We start from the raw sequence: 23065 nt of genomic DNA, 5'->3' as shown, positions 1-23065 counted from the left end.
TGGATTAAACAGAATAACTGTACTCATGTTGCCATGGAGAGTACCAGTGTATATTGGAAACCTATTGTTAATTTATTAGAAGCTGAAGAGATTGAGTTTTTAGTTGTGAATGCTCAACATATGAAAGCAGTGCCAGGGCGTAAAACAGATGTTAAAGATGCAGAATGGATTGCCAAACTTCTTCGTCATGGACTCCTAAAAGCTAGTTACATTCCAGATCGAAATCAACGGGAACTACGTGAACTAGTTCGGTACCGTAGAAGTATCATTGAAGAACGTGCTAGACAACATAATCGCATCCAAAAAGTGTTAGAGGGCGCAAATATTAAGCTAGGTTCTGTGGTTTCAGACGTTATGGGTGTTTCAGCTCGAGACATGCTTAACGCAATTGCCGAAGGTGAAGAAGATCCTGAAAAACTAGCAAACTTTTGCTCGACGCACAATGAAAAAGAAGAAAGATGAACTAGAACCTCGCCCTTAAAGGTTATATCAATTCGTATCAACGCCTCATGTTAAAAACCATTTTAAAGCATATTGATTTTTTAACAGAGCAAATCGAGATGCTCGACCAAGAGGTCGAGGAAAGAGTAAGCTCCTATCAAGAAGATGTGGAACGATTAGACTCTATTCCTGGTATAGCTACAAGAATGGCTGAGCAAATTTTATCTGAAATTGGGACTGATATTAAGAAACAGTTTCCAAGTGCAGCTCATATGTGTTCTTGGGCAGGACTAGTTCCTGGGCATAACGAAAGTGCGGGAAAAAGAAAATCGGCTAAAACAAAAAAAGGAAACAAGTATTTGAGATCAGCATTAACAGAACCAGCTCATTCTGTAAGAGGATCTAAAAACTATCTCGGAGCACTGTATAGGCGTACAGCATCACGAAAAGGTAAGAAACGAGCAGGAATAGTAGTCGCTCATGCCATGTTACGTATCTCCTATTATCTCTTAACTCGAAAAGAAATGTATGTAGACTTAGGCGAGGACTACTTTGATAAACAGAGACAACAATCAATTTTTCGGCATTCACTAAGAAGACTTGAAAGTTTAGGATACACAGTTACATTACAAGAACCTGAAGCATCTTAATCCAGTCCACTTACCTACAATAAATCAGTAAATTAGGCGCTCTCCCCTTTTTTAAAAAACAATGAGCTGCGTCTTCTTAAGTATTGCCTTTTCCCCTGAATTCCAGAAGTCTATTTTCATGGTAGTTTAAGTGCAATGTTTCACAAACTTTTTATTATAGAGAGCATTCTGGAAATTGGTCTTATTTCGTTAAAATCAAAAAAACGAATATCAAACACTTTATTTTTAGTGTTGATATTCGGATTACAGTATACTCTAATAATTTGTAATTATTTAATCTGAATAGCACCTAGTCCAAGCCTTTTGAGAAGATCCATTAACTGTATTTTTTCCTCATTACTTATAAAAGACAAATTTTCAGATATGACTTCAACGTGTTGAGGAAAGATTTCTTTAAATAAACTTTGACCTTTGTCAGTTAGAACTACATTTGAAGCTCGACGGTCTGCTGGATTTGGTTCCCTTTTAACAAATTCTTTTTTTTCAAGTTTATCAACAACGTATGTGATGCTTCCACTAGGAATAGATAATTTTTCACTAATTTTTTGAATGGAGTGGGGGCCCTTATTATAAAGGAGTTCCAGAATCATAAAATTCTCTGAACTAATTCCGTGTCTTTCAATATCTTTAACGACATGACCAAAAATAGTTTTACTTGCCTTAAGCCAGATGCGGAAAAGACGTAAATCAATCTGGCTTTGTTCATCTCCTTGAAACATTCACCGAACCTCCTATTACGACTAACTTTTGAAATTACAATTGGTTATTTTGGTTTTCTGTATAAAGGATAATCAACTTCAGTCGGAACTTCAATTAGAAAGAATCTAAAGTTTTTATCTAATGCTTGAATTGTTACGTCTCCACCCTGTTCTGATTGAACGATGGAAAAATCTTTTTCTGCTAAACGAGTGGGTTCATTCGTGTCTAATGAAAAATCTCCATCGCCTCTGATGGCTAAACCAGCTAATGTACGATTCGATGAAAGGCTATGAGTATATACTGTTCCCTTTGGAATGAGTACATCCCACATCTGAGCATCTGTCACGATTTTCATTGGTGAATCATTTCCTAGTATTGTTTTAATTTTCACACCATCTTCATCCGTTAAAGAAAAATCATTGGAATCGTATTGTGAATAAGCAGGTGTACGTTTTACAGCTTGACTTAAATGTGGTTCAAACCAGATTTGAAAGATTTCCGATGGTTCTTTTAATGCTTCTGCATGATACACACCGGAGCCAGTTTGCATGAGCTGGGCTCCCCCTTCTTCTACAACACTTTCCATACCAAGTGTATCCCGATGATAAGCTTTACCCTTTATCACATAGGTGATGATTTCAAAGCCTTGATGTGGATGCAGTCCAATTTCTGCTGGTTCCTGAGAATGACCCCAAGCCCAGTAAAATAATGGTCCTAGTCGATTTATTAGAGACCCTTCTCCAGAAAAGCCAATGGGTTTTTGCTCTTTAATTTTACCGTCATCAAACTGCCCGTTCGCTTGATACTGTGGTTTAATAATTTTAATTTCCATTTGTATCCCTCCCATAGGTTAATTGTCTACTTATCCAAGCAAAGATCCGAAATTTATAAGTAATACTACTAATCCAAGAATTAATAAAATGATCGGCATCATCATTTGTTTTACAGTATCTTTTATTTTAATATGAGTAAAAACGGCACCAATCATCGTTACTACAATGAATAACCCTCCCCATGCAGCTAACCTCTCGTTCCAAATACCTGCGATAACTAATACCGCTGAAACGACTTCTGCCAATCCTGTAAACACTCTAAACCATCCTGGATACCCATAATGCTTAAACCCTTCCACCATTTGCTTTGATCCGAACTTCATAAATCCAAACATTAGGAATCCTAATCCTAATATAACTTGAAGAATAATTGATAAAACACCCATTAATTTTCTCTCCCTTTTTTCTAATATTATTTATCCTAAGATGATACATCCTAATGTTAGGATATATTTTATGTCAACAAAAAAACAACCCAATTTAGTTATTAAGTTGCTGTGTAGTTATTTACTATTCATGGTTATGGTTATTTTTATTAAACTAAACTTCCCCGGTAGTTCATTAAGCAAAAAGGCCACCAAATGGCAGCCTGTTACTTTAGGTGATAATTTGCACTTATTTTAAGTGCTATTTTGGAAAATCATTAACTTATTAGATAATGAACAATAAAAAAAGGAGACGCCTATAAAGGGTATCTCCTTCCTATACCATATCGCTGAGATATCCGGGAACAGTAGTGAAAATTTGTTTTGTTTCTTCACCAACATAACAATTTAGTGTTACATTTTAGCGGACTAAATCAATTGCTCCAGCCGTATCATTACTTTTGAGTCAAAGCATTAAAAATATTCGCTTCGCCTGCCCCGTATAGGTGATCATTGCCAGTTTTTCCGTAATCCTTTGCGGTTTGTTTGATTGCCGCTGTTACCTGGGCCGGGCTATAATCAGGATGAGCAGCTTTAATTACACCTGCAATTCCGGCAACCTTTGGAGAGGCCATGGAAGTTCCATGAAGCAACGCATAGCTGTGCAGATTGGCAGTAAAGTATGGTTCCAAATAGGTTGGCCATGTGCTTAATGTCCTGTAATGGAAATCTCGCAGGCTTTCATCCAATGTTGCATCGTAAACAGGGCCGTTATCCCCTCCAGGTGCTGCTACATCAATAGAGCGTGATCCATAATTTGAATAGAATGCGATTTTTTCAGTAGACCATTTATTTGACGAAGAAACGGTCATTACGCCAGGAAGCTGTCCTGGTACTTCAATGGAGGCTCCTTTAAACTGTAATCCAAGATATCCATACTCTCTATTCATGTAATCTGTGATGGTGGTTGGATTGTTAAGATTTAAAGACTCGTTGCCGGCCGCCGCAACAACAGTAACGTTTTTCTTCACAGCATATTGGATGGCACGCTTCCAAACAAGCATATCAGCTACATCACTGTATGATCCGCTGTTTTGGTAAGAATATCGTGATAGGGCGTCAAAGCCTCCGATAGACATATTGATGACATCTACACCGTCATCAGCTGCCTGGATAATCGCATCAGCAATCCAGGATGTTGCAGCACCAGCATTTGCCGGAAACACACGGTAAGAACGAATGCCAAGCTCTGGACCAACGCCCTGAACCTTTCCATTTGCAGCGATTGAACCTGCAACATGAGTTCCATGCCCGTCACGGTCTTTAAAATCTTTAGTGTCTCCTGTCTCAGTCGGGTCATCCCCGAAACCTCCCTCTGGAACAAAATTTTGTCCCCCGAGAAGATTCCCTTTTAAGTCAGGATGGTTTGGATCAATGCCTGTATCAATGACTCCCACAACAGCACCATTTCCTTTGTTGATCTTATAGGATTCTCCGTCTTCAGTTACATTTTTGATGTCCCACTGATAATTCCAGTAACTTTCGATTGCTTCTGGCTGAGGAAAGTCGGTAACAGGCTGGTTATCAGCAGCAGCTGGGTCATTCTTTTTATAATCAAGCTGATGTTTAATTTCCAAATTAGCCGCTTGAACATTGGAAACAGATTTCAAATTTATAAGAAAGGCATCTTTAGAAGATTCAACTTCTACGCTTCCGATTTCAGGTAATGCACGTACAACTCTGCCGCCTGCGTTCGAGATAACGGTTGAATAATTGGGAGGAAGATTGCTTTTAAAGGCGATCAAATATTTTTTAGCAACTGGTGCCGTGTTTGTTGCCGTTTTTGCTACTGTTAAATCCGCACCCATATTCATACTGCATGCTAACGTGGCTGCAATAATTGAAGAAAAAATCTTAAGTCTCATCCTATCCCTCCACTATCAAAATTCGGTGCAATATTTTAATATATTTCACAAAATTTTGATAATTCCTGCTTTTTCTGTAAAAGTAATGAAAAACAAAGCAAAAGTCACAGTTGTAGAAATCACAATTCTGTTAATGAATATATTATCAGAATATTCATATTACTCTAAATAATTATTGTACCAAAAACGGTCGGATGTGGTACAAAAATAGATTTTTATAAAAATGATCATAATCAGAGAATATTTTATTCCAAAACTAATTCCTAAAATCAAATAACCAAAACTTGAAAAGAAGTTGAGTTTTGGGATTAATCTGGTATAGCTAAGCAGAATTCGACATGAAAAACGCCGAGTTTTCCTTCTCTAAGGAAGCTCGGCTTTTTTAAAGTCTTAACGACCCTAAATTTTCAAGAAATTTATTATTTGTAAGTTATAAGTTTTAGACAACCCATGGATAAGGGGTGCCTGTTACTTTAGGAGATAATTTGCACTTATTTTAAGTGCTATTTTGTAAGCAAATTTAACCTTAAAAAAAGCCGATTTCCTATAATTTAAGGAAGCGACTTTTACCTCGTAGTGTCTAAACTTAATTTGGTGACTAAATCTCTACCACCGTGCTGTTTCTTATATTTGAAATTAAGAACAAGGCTAAGTTGTCTTATTTCAAAGAAATGATAAAGATTAAAGGATTGCCATGATGGCAATCCAGATTAGAAAGTGTACCAATGAAAGGAAGTACTTTCCTGGACAGAAGAAGTACTTCTTTTATTTCTCTATATCTAAATAAGTAAGGGATACTTTTAAGTTCGCGTTTTTTTCTCGAATGCGGTCAAGCAATTCTTTGTCTTTTGTCGCATTCTTACTTCGAATAATATAGGTATATAAAATCATTGTACCCAAATTGGTCGTTTCTACCTGACATAGAATATGACTCTCTGTATATTTTTCAAATATGTCATCAAGCAAATTTTGATAATTCAAGTTCTCAGGAACGGTAACTTTTAAAACTTGTGTATCTTTTCCTTTTCCATACTGAAATTTGTATAGTAGGTAAAATATTAAACTTGCAAATAAGGTTAAGACGATGGCTAGATCGAAATGAAACAGTCCACTTGTCATCCCTACACATAGACCAAAAAAGATATAAGCGATGTCTTTCGCATCTGTTACTGCACTTCTAAACCGGATGAGTGAGAATACAGCAAATAATCCAAAAGCTACGCCTGCATTTCCACTAATCACATTCATGACAACAGATACAATTACACTCATCATAATAATCGTATGAACAAATGCTTGGGAATACCGCGCTCCAGTAAAGGTTAATTGATATACTTTTGTAATGACTAGACTTAATACCGTTGCCGTCAGCATGGCCAATAAGGTCATATATATTTCTGTTCCACTTCCAACATCACTCGTTGAAAAAAACTGATTTAAAAAATCCATTATTCCCCTCCCCTAACTAGTACGTCTTCTTTCGGAATTCTAATTGGAATATCTTTACTTTTTAACAACTCTGAACTCGCGCAATACTTTGAAGTACTTCCTTGTTCGCAGTTTAAATCCTGTAATATACGCGTCAGCCATAACGGAACACTATCATTTACTTTCACTTCTAGTACGACTAGATTTGGATCAATAAAGTTTTCGCCTTGTGAACCGTTTTCCAAAAACAGATCATCATTACGGCAGCGTAAATTTAAGTCAAATGTTACACGCAAATCAGGGTCAAATAATCCATGAAACGCATGTCGATCGTAAATTATAATCATCTCAGGCTGTAAGTTATACAAATGTCGAAAATGATGAATTTCCCGCAATACCTGTGTATTCGATGTCTCATAATCCTCTAATATCTCTTCTGATGAGTATAAATAGCGATAAGCTTCAGCTAAGGGAAGGACCAATCGTCTTTTGTTTACTACCTTTTTATGCTTTTGTTTTATTTCAAAAAAAGCAGTACCGTTAATATCCGTGTTCTCGTATACACGTAAACGAAGCTTTTGGCGAAATTTTAATTTGTTCTTTGTTTCAAAGTAAATTTTGTTATCTGGGCTTTCAAAATATAAACTTTTTACGGTATATTTGCCGTCCGTCCCATATTTATCTAAGCGCATATAAGAAGATATATTCTCCACTAATTCCGCATACTGTTCTTTTGTAATTAAATACTTCTGCTCTTTCCTTCTAAAAATTTCAATGACCATTTTTCTTCATTTTCCTTTCTTATCCTTATAAATATTACTGATCTATTTTTAAATCCGAACTCCATTCAATCACTACGTCCACTGCAAAACATATCTTACAGCTTGATCTTTGTATCAGTACCAATAAATACATCATCAAAGGAAAAAATCATAACATCCCTTGTCTTATAAAATTGGTTTTAAATGAAAGAACCCCTATATTCTATGAACATACTGGACTAGCTGATTGTGCTTTTGAAGGAGGTTAATAGTTTAGAAAAAAAGCCATTTCAGAAACCCTGAAATATTAGGTTGCTGAAATGGCTTGGTTCCTATAAGGTGCTTTATGTAAAATAGCTATCATTCCCCATTCCTTATTGCACTAACCTGCCCCTTTAGTTCCATAAGAAATATTAAGTATTAAACCTATACTGTCCAGAAAAAGGGAGCTAAATATATCAGGGAAGTTATTATCCCTCAATTACCAATAATTCTTACAACATCAGTAAAATTAAAAAGAAAGGGCATGTTTTGAAAAGATTAACCAAAACCTGCCCTTATAATATTTAATTGGATTATTCTTTTATAAAAAAGATTGATCAGGATAGAGGCGTAGCCCCCGCGTGTTCTTATTTCTAGTTATTGCAAGTCAACACTACTTTATTATTGATCCAATTACACAAAGAAGGGGAAGGCAATATCTATACCCTCCCCTTTTTCAAACACAACTTATTTTTTAGATCTTCTTTTAAATCCTAAATACAGACACCCTACAATAAAAGCCATAATTAAAATGGCAATCCATGGGCCAAAGGCTGTGAATGGAGTTACATAATCGCTAGTTTCGGATATTCCTTTAACAGCTTGGGAAGAACCTGGAATCATAGGTCTCAGCTCCTTAAGAGAAAGTAGATGTAGCTTTGAAACAAAGTTCAGTCTTTGTAATACGGCAATTTTCAAAAAGGTTTCATATTTCCTAAATGTTCTTTTTGCTATCCTGACCAGGAGAGCGATTACACTTTTCTGCAATCGCCCCCCGATTGCGGAAGAAAACAAAGGCAAAGTTAATAAGGGCTATATTTATTAAAGGATATATATAAGAGGATGCCAGCAAATATCATCATAATGATTGCCATAATTAAACCTAATATTGCTAAAGGTTTTTTCTCATTCTTTTTAAGTAAAGCTATAACACTTACAATAATCGTTAATGTGATGCTAATGTATTGCGTTAATGTGATTCCAATGTATTGCGTTACCATAAAGAATTTTGGATATGTATTGGCTAAAATGGGATGTAAAATCACGAATACTCCTAATCCAAATGAAGTATAGCTTATCCAAGAATACTTTTTATCTTTCATATTTCAATCCCCTGCATTTCTAAAATGAATTATCAAAATATTAATTCCTTATTAATCAATCCAGCCCGTTTGTTGAATAACAACCACTAATATTTTACCATAAAATACAAGTGGTTAGCTTTTTATCCTGAGAGTAACAGTCTTATAGAAAACAGCCTTATTTTAAAACTACAGTTACAATTTATAAAAGGGAAAAAGCCCTTGATAATTTTCATTACGATAACTATATTTGCATGTCGTAAACATTAATTTATATATTTCTAACTATTTCCAATTATTTCAAGGTAAAATTATTTATAAACATGAAAGGGGATAATAGAATTGAATAGGATTCCTGAAATAATAAGGCCTTGCTTAAATGATTATATAAAGTATATGGAATCCCAATTTTCAAGCGATATTCTAGTAGGAGTTTATTTATATGGCTCTATCTCTTTAGGTGGATTTGATGAAAAGAAGAGTGATATAGACTTTGTGACTGTATTAAAAAGGAGTTTATCTCAAAAAGAAAAAGATTATTTGAAAGCTGTACATAAAAAATTAAATTTAAATTCTTTAGGGAAAAGAATGGATGGAATTTATATTCCACTGAACGAGATAGGGAAAAGTAATAAAGAGATATCTCCATATCTTTACTGTTCAAATGGAAAAATCAAAAGAGGATATTGGGATGTAAATGCTATTACATGGTGGATGGTAGAACAGTATGGAATAAAAGTGCACGGAAAAGAAATATCAGAACTGAATTTTCAATCAAAATGGATCCAAGTAGTTAAAAACATGGAATACAATATAAATTATTACTGGAAAAACAAGTCTAAAAATAAATTTATTTTTGTCTTTGATGACATGGTTGAATTTTGTGTCTTAACCATTAGCAGAATTTTAAGCACACTAGAAACTAAAAAAATCTTAACAAAAGTAGAGGGAGCAAGAAAAGCGATAGAGATTTTACCAGAAAGGTGGCATTTACTATTAAAAGAAGGCGTACGTCTACGTAATAAACCTAAATCACTTTCTTTATATAGTTCTAGACTAAAAAGAGCCATGGAATGTAGAAAATTCATCTTATATGCTCACTACTTGTGTAATGAAAAGTATTTTAGTGATGTTAAAAAAGGTATAAATTAAGTTCTTCTGTGCTGTTTGCTATGGAGAATCTCCTATACGTAAAATTGAAGTGAATAACGAAAAAAAGTGTGGATATGAAACAAAGTTTGATCAAATTAATATAAGAAACCTTGATAAATGAATAAATAGAAAGAGCATGTTTTGAAAAAAGTTTAATCAAAACATGCCCTTTTATAATATTTAATTGGATTATTCTTATAAAAAAGGTTGATTATTTTTGTGTTTCCTTAATGAACTAACGCACCCGTTTGTTTAAGTACATTTCTTCACAAACTTATCCTTTTTAATGTATTTTTAGAATGTAGATCCTTTAGGACTAAAAGAAACTTAAACAAATAGGGGGCATTAATCCTTCTTGGATCAATGCCCCTTTGTTAATGAGTACATTATGTTTGTAGAAAATATTTAATTTATAACCATTATTTCCTTACAAACTCTTGTTTGCTTAAATACTGGAGCATGAATGTCTGGTTGCTTTGAGATAATCCTAAAATATGATCTTTACCCAATTGAACGAACAATTTCTTCAACCACTTCTTGGCATGTTAGAATATGTTTAATGCCGCCAGCTGATTCAGATACACTTACGGTACCATTAACAAGGTCTCCGTCTAGCATCCCTATTTTGAACCCTTCTCCATAATATTTATATGCTTCTTGAGGTTTACCTTGGTTGATTAATTCTAGTGCCTTTTTACCCGCCTCTGTCGGTATCGTTCTCAAATGTCCCGTACCTGATTTAAATTCAATAAACTGCTCGCTTTTTACATTAATAATAGCGTTTTTTGTTTCTATACTTGCCGGATTTTCTTTAGTCGCAATAAATCTAGTACCCATGTACACACCTTCTGCTCCCATAGAAAATGCAGCTTTCGCTCCCCGACCATCTATAATCCCTCCGGCAGCAATTACGGGGATTTTTACAAGTGATGTTATTTGTGGTACAAGGGAAAGAGTACTAATTTTATAATCACTCATATGACCACCAGCTTCATAACCCGTAACAATAAGTGCATCTACACCTGTTTTTTCAGCTTCTACAAGCTTTTCTACGGTAGGACTTAAATCTCTGTAAATTACATTGATGTTATGTTCTTTAAGTCGTTTCAATTCACGATCAACGACCCCATGTCCAATTGCTATAACATTCTTTACATTCTCTTTAACCAATACTTCAAAAACAGCATTAGTAAATGGATCTTCTGAAGCCCCTCCCATTGGAAAAATGTAATTTACTGCAAATGGTTTGTTAGTTAATTCTCTAACTTTTCGAATTTCTTTTGTTAATCGGTCTGCCATATCTTCTGCGCTTGTCGCTTTTTCTTTTTGACCTGCATTTGGCCCCAATACACCCATTCCACCTGCATTTGATACTGCTGCAACAAACTCTGCAGATGTGACCCATGTCATTGCAGCTGAAATAACGGGATATTTTATACCTAATAGATTTGTAATTCGGTTACTTTTCATGTTGTTAACTTCTCCTTCTGTTGTCTGGTTTAATTTTTGTTATTCTTTATACATAGTCTCGGGGTAAGGTAGCTCTAAATTTCCTCGAAGTGTGTTAGCCTCATATTCCTTTTTGAATATGCCTTTTTCTTGTAATATTGGGACAACTAACTTAATAAAGTCCTCAAATCCCGCTGGGTAATCTTGTCTAATTAGTAAGATATCCATTACCCCTTCTCTATACCAATGTTCTATTTTCTCTGCAACATTCTCCGCTGATCCCATCAATTGAGGCCTTGGCAGTCTATGACCAATAGGCATTAATGACTCTATTTCTCTCAATTTTTCTAGTGCGTCTTTTTCTGTTTTACCCACTATTGGGCTATGAGAAGGCATTATCAGTAGGTCGTTTGGTGATCGTCCTTGATTTTCCACTCTTCTTTTCAGTTCAGCAGTAAATCCCTTTAGATAATCAAAATTATCTCCAGGCGCCATGATGACTTCAGCATACTTAGCAGCTATATCCATAAAAGCCGAGGAAGTGCCAGCTTGAAAGACAACTGGTCTTCCTTGTCTAGAACGACTAATATTTAAAGGTCCATCTACTGAAAAGTAATTGCCTGTATAATTTAATGAATGCATCTTACTTGGGTCATAAAATACTCCACTTTTTTTATCACGTATAAATGCATCATCTTCATACGAATCCCAAAGACCCTCAACAATTTCTAGAAATTCTTCTTTCAGTGGATAAAGGTCTGATTTTCTTAAATGAGTACGGCTATAATTTGCTAAACCTCCTGGATTAGAAGTGATAGCATTCCATCCTGCTCGACCGTTACTAATCTTATCCAGCGAAGCTATCTGTCTGGCAACTGTAAATGGATCAGCATATGAAGTAGCTATTGTAGCAGTTAACCCTATAGAATGAGTTACCATACTTAATGCAGACAAAATAGATATCCCTTCAAACATGCTCAGGTAATGTGGTATCATGCCCGGCCCAATATGACTGACGTCAGCTAAAAAAATCGCATCAAACTTTGCATTCTCAAGTTGGATGGCTTTTTCAACATAGAAATCAATATTTTCACTGGCGTTTGCTGGTATATCAGGATGTCGCCATCCAAAATAGCTCCAACCAACTCCGTCGATGATACCCCCAAGTTTAAGTTTTCTTTCAATCACTATTGAATTCTCCTCCTTACATACCCAGTTCTTCAATTTCCCTGCTTTAACCCTAGTTCCATTGCCAATAATTCATGTCCTATTTTTCGACTTTCTTGATCTGGATAAAAATCAGCAATAATAATTTCATTAACTAAACTCGCCTTCGCAATCTGAGTAAGTTGGACAGCGACGTTTGCTACACTACCAATAATAAAGCGTTCTTTATTTCTTTCCTTGGCTCTTTCTTCTTCTAGAGTATATTTGTGATTTTTGGCTTCCTCTGGTGTAGGAAATGAAAGGTTTTTTGAACCTGTACTCATCCGTGCCCAAAGTAACTCTACTGGTCCTGCAATATACTTAGCCTCTTCTTCAGTTTCGGCTGTGATAACAATAGTCGCCAACATACTTTTCGGTTCACTTAAATAAGACGAAGGTTTAAAGCTAGAATTGTAAGTTCTTAACATCGGAACAGCTAATTGTGGTGCCAGATGTGCAGCAAATACAAATCCTAAGCCTTTTTCGAGTGCAAACTGTAATCCACCTTCGCTAGAACCCAACATATACATATCAGGTACCATCGTTTTGTCCCCAGGGGGATTTATGTTACTAAAAGGATGAGTAATTTTGAAGTTACGGTCAAAAAAGGAAAGCAAGTTGTCTAACTGCTCGGGAAAATCATTTACTCCTAATAATTCTTTGGACCTCAGCAAAGCCCACATAGTCCAGCCATCAGTTCCAGAGGCCCTACCTATACCAAGATCAACTCTACCTGGGTATAATCCTTCTAAAAGAGTAAAGTTCTCAACTACTTTCAAAGGACTGTGATTAGGTAACATAACCCCACCAGAACCTACACGAATGTTTTTGGTATGAGCAGCTGCATGCATACTTAACATATCAGGTGAGGTACTCATCAAAGTAGTTGTATTGTGGTGTTCAGTGAACCAATACCTGGTGTATCCCAAACGGTCTGCTAATTGGACCATTTCTGTTGAATTTTGAAGACTTTTTCTAGCATTACTTTCTTTATAAATATGAACGAAGTCTAAAATCGATAATTTTAGTCCTGCATTTCCAAAAACCATAAATAGAAATCTCCTTTCTATGTTATAATTAGTTAGCTTACTAACTATATAACCAAAAACAATAATGCTTTCGTCTTTTAGATAATTGACTTGTAATTATTAGTTTTGATTTGTATAGACAATCATAAAGTCATTATGATTAGTTGAAAAGAGGGCAATCTAAATGGATATAGTACATATTTTTGTACTTTTGGACAGGAGTGAAATAATTTGAAGGTTTGTAAAGATGGATTTCAAAGAGAGTTTATAGATGAAAAAGAAGATATGTACGCAATAGCATTTACTCAGAATGTCTTATCTGGACGATGGAAGTATTTTATTCTCTGGTACTTAAAAGGAAATACACGTCGTTATTCCGACATCAAAAATTTTTTAGGGGACCTATCACAAGGATCCCTCACTAAGCAACTAAGAGGATTAGAGAACGATGGTGTCATAAAACGTGAAGTGTTTCCTGTAGTTCCTCCTAAAGTAGAGTATTCACTTACAGAAAAAGGAATGAAATTAATTCCTGTTCTAGATATGATGGAGGATTTTGGTAAAGAGTATGGTGAAAAGGCAAATAGTACAAACGATTAATTGGCTTTTCACCCTTAAATTGACTTAAAATACCTTCCAAGTTATAGTTAGGTCGCTAATAATTTTAGAAGGGGAGTTTTTATATGTTAAATGATGAAATAAGAGAACTTTTAGATAAAATTTCGTCACAGACACGAAGAAATTACAATCATTTACTACATGATCTTAACTTGCATGTGGGACAAGATAACCTCTTATGTAAACTTTGGAGAGAAGATGGCTTAACTCAAGTTGAACTTTGTAACAAATTAAATTGCGAGGCTCCAACAGTTACTAATATGGTAAAAGCGCTTGAGAAGAAAGGGCTTATTATTCGAAGAAAAGATCACTACGATAAAAGAATTACTAGGATATTCCTTACCGATGCTGGAAAAGACCTTGAAGTACCTGTTAATGAAAAGTGGAGAAAACAACAAGATAGGCTATTAACAGATATTACTTTAGACGAGAGAATGCTTTTAAGAAGGTTGCTAAAACAAATGGAAGCAAATCTTTTCTAATCAAAGTTTCATACTTCTAATTGATCCCCTCATCATCTTACTCACTAATCCAACTCAAATGTAAAAAGGCAATACCTTATATGGGATTGCCTTTTTACACCTTTTTAAATAATCCATATTATCTTCTACTATTCTCAGTATCGTTGCTACTACTATTTATTGTAGTATAATCATTTCACAAAACAGCAAATAATTTACTAAAATAGTCTAAATTCGCAGACGGCGATCTTCTTGTCTCAAACTAACCCTTTAACAAAAAAGACGAGTCTAACAATGGTTAGACCTCTTCCTTGTCAGCAAGCATTAATATTCAATGCTAGGGTTTATTATGTGATGGCTAATACATTTTAAACATGTTATTTACATTTCCAACAACCGGGTATAGGCAATGCCATATACTTCTCGTTGCTCCTTTATACCCTTTTTGTCAAATCCATTCTTACATATTATAGACACCATTTCACTTGCTATCTACTGTAAAGTACAAAAAAATGTACTAAGTCAATTTTTATTGCCTTCTTCAACAAGAAGAGAAATGGTTTTATTCTAGTATATGTAACAAAAATACTCAATACGTTTTTAATATCTAATGAATATATGTTTACGTTTGATAAACAATATCATTGTGTAACTTTAAGCAGAACAATTCTTTTATATAAAAATTCTTTTTTGGAGGAACAATAATGAGATTTGGAATTATAGGTGCAGGACCAATTGGGTCAATTATTTCTAAAAAATTAGTTAAGAAGGGGCATAATGTCAAAATTGCAGATGCACGAGGAATTGAACGTTTAGAAGGAAAAGAGCTTGATGGAACGCCCGTTTCTGTAGAGGATGCAATTACAAATATTGAAGTTCTTATAATTTCTCTCCCTATAAAAGCACTGCCAAGTATTAGGAACATTATCGATCAAGTCGGGGAGGAAGTGACCATTGTAGATACTTCAAATTATTATCCTTATAGAGACGGCAAAATTGAAGAAATCGAGAACGGGATGGTTGAAAGTGTTTGGGTTTCAAATCAATTAGACCGACCTATCATTAAAGCTTTCAACAACATATTGGCCTATACTTTAGAAAATAAAGGAACATCCGAAGATACTATTGGACGAATTGCGATGGCAGTTGCTGGTAATGAACAATCACAAAAACAAGTAGTCATGGACGTAGTAAACGAGCTAGGCTTCGCATCAGTAGATAGTGGTTCTTTAAGTGAATCTTGGAGACAACAGCCAGGAACTCCCGCTTACTGCACAGAGCTAACAAAAGATGAGCTCACGAAAGCATTGAAAAAGGCAAATAAAGAAAAAGCACCATTACTACGGGACAAGGTGATGGAAAGATTTGCAGAAAAAAAAGAAGTTGAACTTTCACATAGGGATATTGTGAATTTAAACAGAGAAATATACAATTCATAAAAACAACAGGTGCACTCAGTTAGAGCGCACCTTTTTACTATCCATATATCCCCATAAAGTGGTGAAGAAATGTGCGCCTCTTTCCTTTTTACAGCCAAACAATCCAATATATTATTTATAGTTCAGAGAGCTTACAAAAAGCTAGTAAACCGTTCCCCCCCCTACTTGTAGAAACATATTTGAGGCTGGTTGGGACATGATCTCGTATAACAAAGGAAGCTATGAAAAAAGCTAAAAGGTTAGAAGAAGGAAAGTTTGACATGATTATTTTAGCTGACGTCAGCCATATTGGACCGATGATGATTCCTCATTATCTCAGTATGTTTGAAGGTGTAAGTATTCTAGAGAGAATTTTTATTACCAAGTTAGTTGGTTAATATTTTATATTTTAATTAAAGTCTTGCATTAAAGTATCAACCACTTCTTTTACAGTTCTGATTGCTTTAATTGGCGTTATTCCAGTACCTATAGAAATATAGCCATCGTCTGTATTGCCTTCTAGCATGCCGAGACGCATTCCAATTGATCCACGCATCATTTTTGCTATTTCTTCACGGCTAACCCCTTGTTTATCCATTTTGACTAGTTTATTCGCTAATTTAGTAGGTAAAGAGCGATAGTATGTAGGTAAAGTACGGAACATTAGTAAATCTTCTGCTGTAGCATCTACAATCATTTGTTTCACGTTTTCTGCAGCTGGATTTTCTTTTGTTGGAATAAAGACACTACCAGCAAACACACCTTCAGCGCCTAAAGCAAATGCGGCACGCACACCTCTAACGTCTCCAATACCACCAGCTGCCATTACAGGGGTATTTATAGCATCTACAATCATTGGAACAACCGAAAATGTTCCTATAACTCGTTCTGGAACAGTACCACCTTCATCAAATCCAGTTGCTACATAAACATCTATTCCAAATTCTTCTGCAGCTATTGCATTTTCAATAGTAGGAGTATTGGGTCTATAAACAATTTTAATGTTGTTTTCTTTTAATGGTTTAAAGATTCTTTCATCCAGTATATCGTTCACAAGAACAACAGGAACTTTCTCGTCAATAACTGTTTCTAAAATTGGCCATGTGTAAGCTAATTCACGATTTACGATCACAGGTACTCCAAATGGCTTATTAGTTAATGATTTTGTTTTTTGTATTTCAATTCTCATTCTTTCCGCACTTGTTTCGGGTGAACGAGTTATATCAACCTGACCGGCATTTGGACCTAGAAAACCTAATCCACCAGCATTGCTTACCGCTGCAACAAATTCGGCATTAGTAACCCAAGACATCGGGCCCTGTATAATCGGTTTTTCTATATTTAATATTTCGCATATTCTATTATTCATTATTATATCCTCCTGAGCCATTTATAAAATGAAATTTTTTAAAAATTTTTTTTCTATCTTCTTGATACGTCTAATTTTAACTTGGTAAATATAGTTTCATGAAAAGAAGGATAGTAAACTGTTTCATTGCAAAGGTAAATCTTCCGATGAAACTTGCGAAACTCTTGTGTTTAAACGCGCCTATTCCTGAGGCTCTCCCTATGCCAATATCTAAAACTAGTTTATCTGCCGACTTTGCAATTTCAGTAGTGTTAGCAAAGCTTGCAGTCTGTCTTGTTGTATTGAGTATTTTGAATACATGCACTAGAATATATTCAATTCTCCTTTTTGTTAAGAAGGCAATAAAAATTGCTGTAGTACTTTTTTTTGTACTTAATAGTAAAAAGAAGGTAAAAAGGTGTCTAAAATATGTAAGGGTGGATTTGACAAAGAGTATATAAAATAGCAGAGAGAATTGAATTATATGGTATTTCCTATTCCCAGAACGCACTTTCTGAACGTTGGAAATATCTCTTTCTTTGTTTTTTGAGGCCGACAGAGCGTCGTTTTGGTGAAATCAAAGCTTTTTTAGGGAATATTTCACAAGGTGCACTTACAAAACAACTTCGATAATTAGAAGTGGATGGCTTAATAAATCGCAAGGTTTATCCAGGGGTTCCTACTCGTGTTGAATATTCATTAACCTCTAAAGGACAAGAACTCATTCCAATTATTGATTTAATGGAAGAATTCAGGAAGAAGTTTGGAGAGCATGTAGATTAATGAAGACCACTATCACCCCAATACCAGAGAAATTAAAATAATAAAAGGTGCACTTCATCAGTAGAGGCACCTTTTATTATTTTTAATTCAGTGTAAATCTATAAATAGCTATTTTGTTTTGAGGAATTATGTGTACTATTCCGGATAAGCTATCCGGAATAGTATATTGTAATTCTGCATAAATACTCCTTCCATACCACCATTTTTAAAATACAGATCTAAATATGAAACTGTATTAAATCCTTCTTCAACTAACCTGCCCCGTCAGTTGCATAAAGAAAAAGCTGTCTTAATGACAGCTCTGATCTTCAGCTAACGCACCAGTTAGTTTAAGTACAAATCTTCACAATCTTGCTAACCTGCCACGTTAGCTTAATAAGAGAAAACACATTAGTTGGCAATTTTCGGCTTACAAGTCATTTAATCACCGTCGTTTTTTACATTTATCCCCTGTTAAGATGTTATAATTTTACTTAAAATACATTTTTTTAAGGGAGATAATATGAGTCTTCTATCAGCATTAGCCAAAGCTTTTTTACAATTTGGAGCTATAACAGTAGTTATCATTCTAGTTCTTATAATTGGAGGATTCTATCTATTTAAGAATTTAAAAAAGAAAAAAAGTGACGCATAAATAGAAAAAAGCCTGTATCTCAATAATGCATCAAAGATACAGGCTTTTAAATTTAATTCAATAGCAACATTTTTTTAGAACATAGCCTATAAAAAGATTATTCATTTTTGTGTTCCTTAATCAACTAAAGCACCCGTTAGTTCATTAAGAAAAGCGAAACTTCTTCAATAATCGCGCCCGTTAGTGAATCTTTATGGATTTTATTTATGATAGGTAATTGAATATTTATAAAACATCAGGTAAATGGTGTATGTACATTTCTAATGCATCCGTATTTGCCTCTAAAGTAGTAATAGTCTTATGATTAGGGTTTGTATATATGATAGGATAATCTTTTTCATCAAACTCTTTTCTAATTGGAAAAGCAAGAATTTCTTCGTTTACCGAGAATTCAGCTTGTACTCCTGGTTTATTTCCACGAGCATCTAAACGAATCCAACGATTTAGCGACTTTAGGAAAACTCCGTTTAATGTATGTAGAGAATAACCTTCTTCTGGAGTATCAAATATCATTAGCCGTTGATAACAAAAACCAGTTGGGATTCCTTCTGATCTTAATAAAGCTGCTAACAAATTAGATTTTGCATAACAAATACCTTCTTGATATTCAAGTGCCTCTGATGCTTTACAAGTAACTCTTTTACTTTGAATATCCCAAGAGTGAGATACTTTATCTCGTACAAATTCAAAAGCTGCTTTAACCTTTTCTATTTCTGAAAGTTCGTTGACAAAGATTTCATCAACTTTTTTTTGAATTAAAGGATGTGAATAGTCAACTACATCTAACTCCTTTAAATAATCGGTCAAATCTGAAGACTCAGGTATAAGTTGCATATATACTCCCCACCTCTTATATACTTTACATAATTATACTACTGGTTGAATATTTATTCAATTACTAATATTCAATTAAATAGACCAATTGTTGAATAAAGATCAAACAGCACTCTTCATCTATCCTGCCCCTTTAGTTCCCTAAGAAAAAACCGACATCAATATATACTTTCGGTTAAACTTTTTTCAAAATGGTGCAACCTTATTACAAACGGTTAAACTTTGTTACGGTCGAATTTTATTTTAAACCCACAGAATGAACATTCGAGCAAAGTACCTAAAGGGAATGCATTTGGTTTCAGGTTTGAGTGCTTTTGAGAAAAGGTTTTATTAGCCCAAAAGTTTAAAAGGAAGAGGATTCACATTGAAAAGGGTGAGGTCCGAAGACCATCACCTCAACATTTGACGGAGAACAACAAAAACATGTGTGGTCCTTTTATCTTAATCTTATGCCTGAATGCTTGACTGTTCGGTTTGAGTTTTAATCCATTCTTCCTGACGGAACTCTTTTTCCCACTTCGAAACCACAATACAAGCGAGAACATGTCCAGGAGTATTACAAGCAGTACGTGCCATATCCAGCACACGGTCAATGCCAGCTATAATTGCGACGCCTTCTGCAGGAAGCCCTACTGCTGAGGCGGTGGCTAAAAGGACAACCAGCGAACCGGATGGAACAGCAGCAATTCCTTTTGAGGTTGCAACAAGAACCCCCATTACAATCAACTGTTGGCCAAAATCCATCGGGATGCCATATGCTTGTGCTAAGAAAATAGAGCAAACAGAAAGGTACAATGTCGAACCATCACAATTCAGTGATAGCCCAGAAGGAATAACGAATGAAACAACACGTTTCGAACAACCGTATGCTTCCATTCGATCCATTAACTGAGGCAGAATGGTTTCCGTACTTGTTGTAGAAAAAGCGATAAGGAACAAATCCCATACCATTCGAAACACTTTAAAGTAAGAAATCTTCAAGAACCAAGCAATTATTGGAAACAGAACGAAAATAACAATCGCAAGCCCAAGATACACAACCGCAATCAACTTTGCCATCGGGATTAAAAGGGCAATACCATACTGACCTACAGAGGCTGCCATGAGAGAGAGTACACCAATCGGTGCGGTTACCATGACCATTTGTGTCAGTTTAAACATAATATTTGCAACAGATTCCATAAACTTCATTGCCGGCTCTGACTTTTTGCCAATTGCTCCAGCAGCTGCACCGAATAAAATAGCGAAGAATATAACAGCTAATAAGTCACTTTTTGCCATCGCATCAACAATGTTGCTTGGAATGATGTTAACAAGCATCGTTTTAAAATCGACAACTTTGGTAACGCTTTCATTTAATTGTGTGATATCTTTCTGGGCGAGATGGGACAAATTAAGGCCAGCACCAGGCTTTAAAATGTTAACAAGTAAAAGACCAAGACCTAGAATCAGAGTGGTAATAAATTCAAACCAAATAATTGTTTTAAGTCCTAATGAACCCATTTTTTTCATGTTTCCGTCGCCCGATGACCCAATGACTATAGTAGTGAAAACAATAGGCACAACAATCATTTTAATAAGATGAATAAAAGCGTCGCCAATTGGTCTTAAGGATTGGCCAAGTTCAGGAAAAAAATGTCCAATAAGTGCTCCAATAAACAATGCAATTAAAACTTGAAAAGCAAAAAACTTTTTCATAGGTTGTCCTCCCTGAACGAAAGATTAATAGCATCATCACACATTTTATCAATTAATAGATAATTCCTTTCTTTTTTGACTATTGAATGAGAAAGAATAAATAGCTTTAAAAAATTGTTTCTGCATATTTCATAGATAACCTCCAATGTAAAAAAATTTATAAATATAGAAAATACTGTATCTTTTTTTAATGATTTAGTAAAATACTGAATTACTATAAAGTTATACGATATAATAATAAATGCACTTCCTATATAGGTGGAGCTTTGAAACTGTTTAATCAAATTAGTACAAGTAATCTTAATAAATGAACAAATATAATGAACAAATAGAAAGAGCATGTTTAGATAAAAGATTAATCAAAACATGCCCTTATAATATTTAATTGGATTTATTAACCTATCCTGCCCCGTTATGGCTGCCTCAGCTCGAAATCCTTTCAGAGAACTTTATATCAGAGTCACATTTTAAGCCTAGAGATGTATATAAAAATGCTTCTAGAATACCAAAAGCACCTATCCAGGTTTGAAGACGAGATAGATGCTTTGGCAAAAGAAATTGAAGAATATAAGATTATCCAATCCATCCCTGGAATCGGTGAAAAAATCGCTGCAACGATTATTTCTGAAATTGGAGAGATGATCGGTTTAATCACCCTAAAAAACTAGTGGCATTTGCGGGAATTGATCCAAGTATCTTTGAATCAGGTAAATTTAAAGGCACAGTAAATAGGATTACCAAAAGAGGTTCTGGCAGACTACGACATGCCTTATATATGGCCGTTCGTTGTGCCATTCGTAATTGTCGCAAGAAGAAAACGACAGATGAAATCATCCCTCGGAACAAGAGATTACGAGAGTTCTATGATAAGAAACGTGAAGAAGGAAAGCCCTTTAAAGTAGCTGTGATAGCATGTGCTAATAAGCTTCTACAATGGATTTATGCACGATTACAAAATAACTCGACTTTCCAAGATCTAACCTAGTTTAAAAGTATAACTAAATAGCACAAAACTTTCCAAATACGGTTCATTGGAAGGTTATTTGGCATGCACAAATTTAGTATAGCATGAAATATTTTAAGTTTCCTTGAAAAATGTTGACTAACTATTAGCTGGTTTAGTTCCATAAGAAAAAGAGCTGCGGAAGCAACCCCTGTCCGTTAGTTTATACCGCATGCCCCAAAAGGAAAACGTTACGAGAATGGACATACTTTCGAAGAAAAAATGTCCATTCTTTTGGTAATATAGAGGCAGCTGCTTATAATGAGGCATTTATAACATACGGAGATGATGAAAATGACAGGACCCGTTTTGATTTTGACCATTATTTTAACGATATTTAAGCTGGTTGTTACCTGCCTTCCAACCGATGTCGTCAATTGGTTGTTGAATAAATTTAATATGCATCCAACACTTAGTGACGGGAATACCGTGATCACGATGGGCGGAAAACGATTGGAAGGGAAAGAAAAGAACCAAGTGATTCAGGATGTGAACCACGCATTGGTTTTGAAGAAAAATCATATATTTCCTGGAAACGAGTCCTTGTTCTTACAGCCAAAGAGCGGTGTGAAGCCATTGGTCATCGATACGAAAAAAGGCAAAAAGAATATTCGATTGTTGGTGTTCGTGTACAGTGACCATGTGGATGTCGTAAAACAAGACAAGAAGAAGCTCGTGGCGTATAGCCTGCGTTCCGAAAGCCTCCAAGATCGTTCGATGATGGCAAAGGGAATGGATGTAATAGAAGCATAAAAGGAAGAAAATAAAAAACCACACTTCGTTGTGTGGTTTCAGTTTGTAGACAAAAGGGGTTCGGAATTAAAAAATTCTGAACCCCTTTTGAAATTCCCTTTGAATTTCCGCCTAAAGTTAAGAGATTGGGGCTCTACGAGCCCACTATGTTAGGCCATTTTTGGACCTCGCCATGTCCAATTGGCCATCTTCTTTAAATTAATGGCAGCGAAAGTAAGCATCGCCTGCATCGACA

At 35.1% G+C, this 23065-nt stretch carries 20 protein-coding genes and 3 pseudogenes; 9 read left to right on the top strand and 14 right to left on the bottom strand.

Annotated elements, in window-relative coordinates; genetic code table 11:
- A pseudogene (locus tag Q8G36_RS29495) lies at positions 1 to 1091 on the top strand (IS110 family transposase); the annotation flags it as partial.
- Between the two features lie 269 nt (positions 1092 to 1360).
- On the opposite strand, the gene Q8G36_RS27600 reads toward Q8G36_RS29495, so the two are convergent.
- The 8 genes from Q8G36_RS27600 to Q8G36_RS27565 form a co-directional block, all read right to left on the bottom strand.
- On the bottom strand, positions 1361 to 1810 hold the full coding sequence (locus Q8G36_RS27600; RefSeq protein WP_305162976.1) for a MarR family winged helix-turn-helix transcriptional regulator: 450 nt from the start codon (positions 1808 to 1810) through the stop codon (positions 1361 to 1363).
- Between the two features lie 44 nt (positions 1811 to 1854).
- Positions 1855 to 2622, bottom strand: a complete 768-nt coding sequence (locus Q8G36_RS27595; protein WP_305162975.1) for a pirin family protein — start codon at positions 2620 to 2622, stop codon at positions 1855 to 1857.
- A 30-nt stretch (positions 2623 to 2652) separates the two neighbouring features.
- Complete coding sequence (locus Q8G36_RS27590; protein WP_095394068.1) at positions 2653 to 3009, bottom strand: DoxX family protein; 357 nt, start codon at positions 3007 to 3009, stop codon at positions 2653 to 2655.
- A gap of 434 nt (positions 3010 to 3443) precedes the next feature.
- On the bottom strand, positions 3444 to 4913 hold the full coding sequence (locus Q8G36_RS27585) for a S8 family serine peptidase (protein ID WP_305162974.1): 1470 nt from the start codon (positions 4911 to 4913) through the stop codon (positions 3444 to 3446).
- Positions 4914 to 5678: 765 nt separating this feature from the next.
- A complete protein-coding gene (locus tag Q8G36_RS27580; RefSeq protein ID WP_084994238.1) occupies positions 5679 to 6362 on the bottom strand; it encodes a DUF4956 domain-containing protein in 684 nt (227 codons plus the stop codon).
- Positions 6362 to 7123 carry a polyphosphate polymerase domain-containing protein gene (locus Q8G36_RS27575; RefSeq protein ID WP_305162972.1) on the bottom strand — a complete coding sequence of 254 codons (762 nt, stop codon included), beginning with the start codon at positions 7121 to 7123 and terminating at the stop codon, positions 6362 to 6364. Before Q8G36_RS27575 ends, Q8G36_RS27580 begins: the two co-directional genes overlap by 1 nt.
- Before the next feature lie 708 nt (positions 7124 to 7831).
- Complete coding sequence (locus Q8G36_RS27570) at positions 7832 to 8131, bottom strand: hypothetical protein (RefSeq protein WP_305162971.1); 300 nt, start codon at positions 8129 to 8131, stop codon at positions 7832 to 7834.
- A 35-nt stretch (positions 8132 to 8166) separates the two neighbouring features.
- Positions 8167 to 8466, bottom strand: coding sequence for a hypothetical protein (locus tag Q8G36_RS27565; RefSeq protein ID WP_305162970.1), 300 nt, complete (start codon positions 8464 to 8466; stop codon positions 8167 to 8169).
- A gap of 321 nt (positions 8467 to 8787) precedes the next feature.
- On the opposite strand from Q8G36_RS27565, the gene Q8G36_RS27560 reads away from it, so the two are divergent.
- Positions 8788 to 9597, top strand: a complete 810-nt coding sequence (locus Q8G36_RS27560) for an aminoglycoside adenylyltransferase domain-containing protein (protein WP_305162968.1) — start codon at positions 8788 to 8790, stop codon at positions 9595 to 9597.
- Positions 9598 to 10098: 501 nt separating this feature from the next.
- Here the strand turns inward: Q8G36_RS27560 and Q8G36_RS27555 are convergent.
- The 3 genes from Q8G36_RS27555 to Q8G36_RS27545 are packed head-to-tail and all read right to left on the bottom strand — an operon-like array spanning position 10099 to position 13301.
- Positions 10099 to 11067 carry an NAD(P)H-dependent flavin oxidoreductase gene (locus tag Q8G36_RS27555; RefSeq protein WP_305162967.1) on the bottom strand — a complete coding sequence of 323 codons (969 nt, stop codon included), beginning with the start codon at positions 11065 to 11067 and terminating at the stop codon, positions 10099 to 10101.
- 39 nt (positions 11068 to 11106) lie between these two features.
- Entirely contained in the window at positions 11107 to 12234 is a 1128-nt protein-coding gene (locus Q8G36_RS27550) for an NtaA/DmoA family FMN-dependent monooxygenase (protein WP_305162966.1), read from the bottom strand.
- Positions 12235 to 12266: 32 nt separating this feature from the next.
- A complete protein-coding gene (locus Q8G36_RS27545) occupies positions 12267 to 13301 on the bottom strand; it encodes an LLM class flavin-dependent oxidoreductase (RefSeq protein ID WP_305162965.1) in 1035 nt (344 codons plus the stop codon).
- 210 nt (positions 13302 to 13511) lie between these two features.
- Here Q8G36_RS27545 and Q8G36_RS27540 point away from each other — a divergent pair, with 210 nt between their 5' ends.
- The 4 genes from Q8G36_RS27540 to Q8G36_RS27525 all read left to right on the top strand — a co-directional run bounded on the left by Q8G36_RS27540 (position 13512) and on the right by Q8G36_RS27525 (position 16175).
- Positions 13512 to 13880, top strand: coding sequence for a winged helix-turn-helix transcriptional regulator (locus Q8G36_RS27540; RefSeq protein WP_305162964.1), 369 nt, complete (start codon positions 13512 to 13514; stop codon positions 13878 to 13880).
- A gap of 83 nt (positions 13881 to 13963) precedes the next feature.
- Positions 13964 to 14380 (top strand): MarR family winged helix-turn-helix transcriptional regulator, encoded by a 417-nt coding sequence (locus Q8G36_RS27535; protein WP_305162962.1) that lies wholly within the window; start codon positions 13964 to 13966, stop codon positions 14378 to 14380.
- A gap of 683 nt (positions 14381 to 15063) precedes the next feature.
- Positions 15064 to 15798 (top strand): NADPH-dependent F420 reductase, encoded by a 735-nt coding sequence (locus Q8G36_RS27530; RefSeq protein ID WP_305162961.1) that lies wholly within the window; start codon positions 15064 to 15066, stop codon positions 15796 to 15798.
- Positions 15799 to 16019: 221 nt separating this feature from the next.
- Positions 16020 to 16175: a hypothetical protein gene (locus Q8G36_RS27525; protein ID WP_305162960.1), complete on the top strand. Its 156-nt coding sequence runs from the start codon at positions 16020 to 16022 to the stop codon at positions 16173 to 16175.
- Between the two features lie 11 nt (positions 16176 to 16186).
- Here the strand turns inward: Q8G36_RS27525 and Q8G36_RS27520 are convergent, their stop codons facing one another.
- The gene (locus Q8G36_RS27520; protein ID WP_305162958.1) at positions 16187 to 17146 is read right to left on the bottom strand and encodes an NAD(P)H-dependent flavin oxidoreductase; all 960 of its coding nucleotides are present in this window, start codon (positions 17144 to 17146) and stop codon (positions 16187 to 16189) included.
- A gap of 525 nt (positions 17147 to 17671) precedes the next feature.
- Between Q8G36_RS27520 and Q8G36_RS29490 the strand changes: the two are divergent.
- Positions 17672 to 17908 (top strand): annotated as a pseudogene (locus Q8G36_RS29490) (winged helix-turn-helix transcriptional regulator).
- 859 nt (positions 17909 to 18767) lie between these two features.
- Here the strand turns inward: Q8G36_RS29490 and Q8G36_RS27510 are convergent.
- Together Q8G36_RS27510 and Q8G36_RS27505 are read right to left on the bottom strand one after the other, a co-directional pair.
- A complete protein-coding gene (locus Q8G36_RS27510; protein ID WP_305162956.1) occupies positions 18768 to 19376 on the bottom strand; it encodes a transglutaminase-like domain-containing protein in 609 nt (202 codons plus the stop codon).
- A gap of 447 nt (positions 19377 to 19823) precedes the next feature.
- Positions 19824 to 21074 carry a dicarboxylate/amino acid:cation symporter gene (locus tag Q8G36_RS27505; protein WP_305162955.1) on the bottom strand — a complete coding sequence of 417 codons (1251 nt, stop codon included), beginning with the start codon at positions 21072 to 21074 and terminating at the stop codon, positions 19824 to 19826.
- Positions 21075 to 21494: 420 nt separating this feature from the next.
- On the opposite strand from Q8G36_RS27505, the pseudogene Q8G36_RS27500 reads away from it, so the two are divergent.
- Positions 21495 to 22059: pseudogene (locus Q8G36_RS27500) on the top strand (IS110 family transposase); the annotation flags it as partial.
- Between the two features lie 312 nt (positions 22060 to 22371).
- The gene (locus tag Q8G36_RS27495) at positions 22372 to 22830 is read left to right on the top strand and encodes a YfmQ family protein (RefSeq protein ID WP_305163132.1); all 459 of its coding nucleotides are present in this window, start codon (positions 22372 to 22374) and stop codon (positions 22828 to 22830) included.
- The last annotated feature ends 235 nt before the right edge of the window (positions 22831 to 23065 follow it).

The sequence above is a fragment of the Peribacillus frigoritolerans genome (assembly GCF_030676415.1).
In the GTDB taxonomy this organism is placed as follows: domain Bacteria; phylum Bacillota; class Bacilli; order Bacillales; family DSM-1321; genus Peribacillus; species Peribacillus frigoritolerans_A.
Note: the sequence above shows the minus strand (reverse complement) of the source record. Positions and strands in the feature narration are given on the sequence as shown.

What these genes read in the sequence shown, in the direction of transcription:
- Q8G36_RS27600 (WP_305162976.1), bottom strand. Translation starts at nt 1,810, where the DNA reads ATGTTTCAAGGAGATGAACAAAGCCAGATTGATTTACGTCTTTTCCGC.
- Q8G36_RS27595 (WP_305162975.1), bottom strand. Translation starts at nt 2,622, where the DNA reads ATGGAAATTAAAATTATTAAACCACAGTATCAAGCGAACGGGCAGTTT.
- Q8G36_RS27590 (WP_095394068.1), bottom strand. Translation starts at nt 3,009, where the DNA reads ATGGGTGTTTTATCAATTATTCTTCAAGTTATATTAGGATTAGGATTC.
- Q8G36_RS27585 (WP_305162974.1), bottom strand. Translation starts at nt 4,913, where the DNA reads ATGAGACTTAAGATTTTTTCTTCAATTATTGCAGCCACGTTAGCATGC.
- Q8G36_RS27580 (WP_084994238.1), bottom strand. Translation starts at nt 6,362, where the DNA reads ATGGATTTTTTAAATCAGTTTTTTTCAACGAGTGATGTTGGAAGTGGA.
- Q8G36_RS27575 (WP_305162972.1), bottom strand. Translation starts at nt 7,123, where the DNA reads ATGGTCATTGAAATTTTTAGAAGGAAAGAGCAGAAGTATTTAATTACA.
- Q8G36_RS27565 (WP_305162970.1), bottom strand. Translation starts at nt 8,466, where the DNA reads ATGAAAGATAAAAAGTATTCTTGGATAAGCTATACTTCATTTGGATTA.
- Q8G36_RS27555 (WP_305162967.1), bottom strand. Translation starts at nt 11,067, where the DNA reads ATGAAAAGTAACCGAATTACAAATCTATTAGGTATAAAATATCCCGTT.
- Q8G36_RS27545 (WP_305162965.1), bottom strand. Translation starts at nt 13,301, where the DNA reads ATGGTTTTTGGAAATGCAGGACTAAAATTATCGATTTTAGACTTCGTT.
- Q8G36_RS27535 (WP_305162962.1), top strand. Translation starts at nt 13,964, where the DNA reads ATGTTAAATGATGAAATAAGAGAACTTTTAGATAAAATTTCGTCACAG.
- Q8G36_RS27530 (WP_305162961.1), top strand. Translation starts at nt 15,064, where the DNA reads ATGAGATTTGGAATTATAGGTGCAGGACCAATTGGGTCAATTATTTCT.
- Q8G36_RS27525 (WP_305162960.1), top strand. Translation starts at nt 16,020, where the DNA reads ATGAAAAAAGCTAAAAGGTTAGAAGAAGGAAAGTTTGACATGATTATT.
- Q8G36_RS27520 (WP_305162958.1), bottom strand. Translation starts at nt 17,146, where the DNA reads ATGAATAATAGAATATGCGAAATATTAAATATAGAAAAACCGATTATA.
- Q8G36_RS27510 (WP_305162956.1), bottom strand. Translation starts at nt 19,376, where the DNA reads ATGCAACTTATACCTGAGTCTTCAGATTTGACCGATTATTTAAAGGAG.
- Q8G36_RS27505 (WP_305162955.1), bottom strand. Translation starts at nt 21,074, where the DNA reads ATGAAAAAGTTTTTTGCTTTTCAAGTTTTAATTGCATTGTTTATTGGA.
- Q8G36_RS27495 (WP_305163132.1), top strand. Translation starts at nt 22,372, where the DNA reads ATGACAGGACCCGTTTTGATTTTGACCATTATTTTAACGATATTTAAG.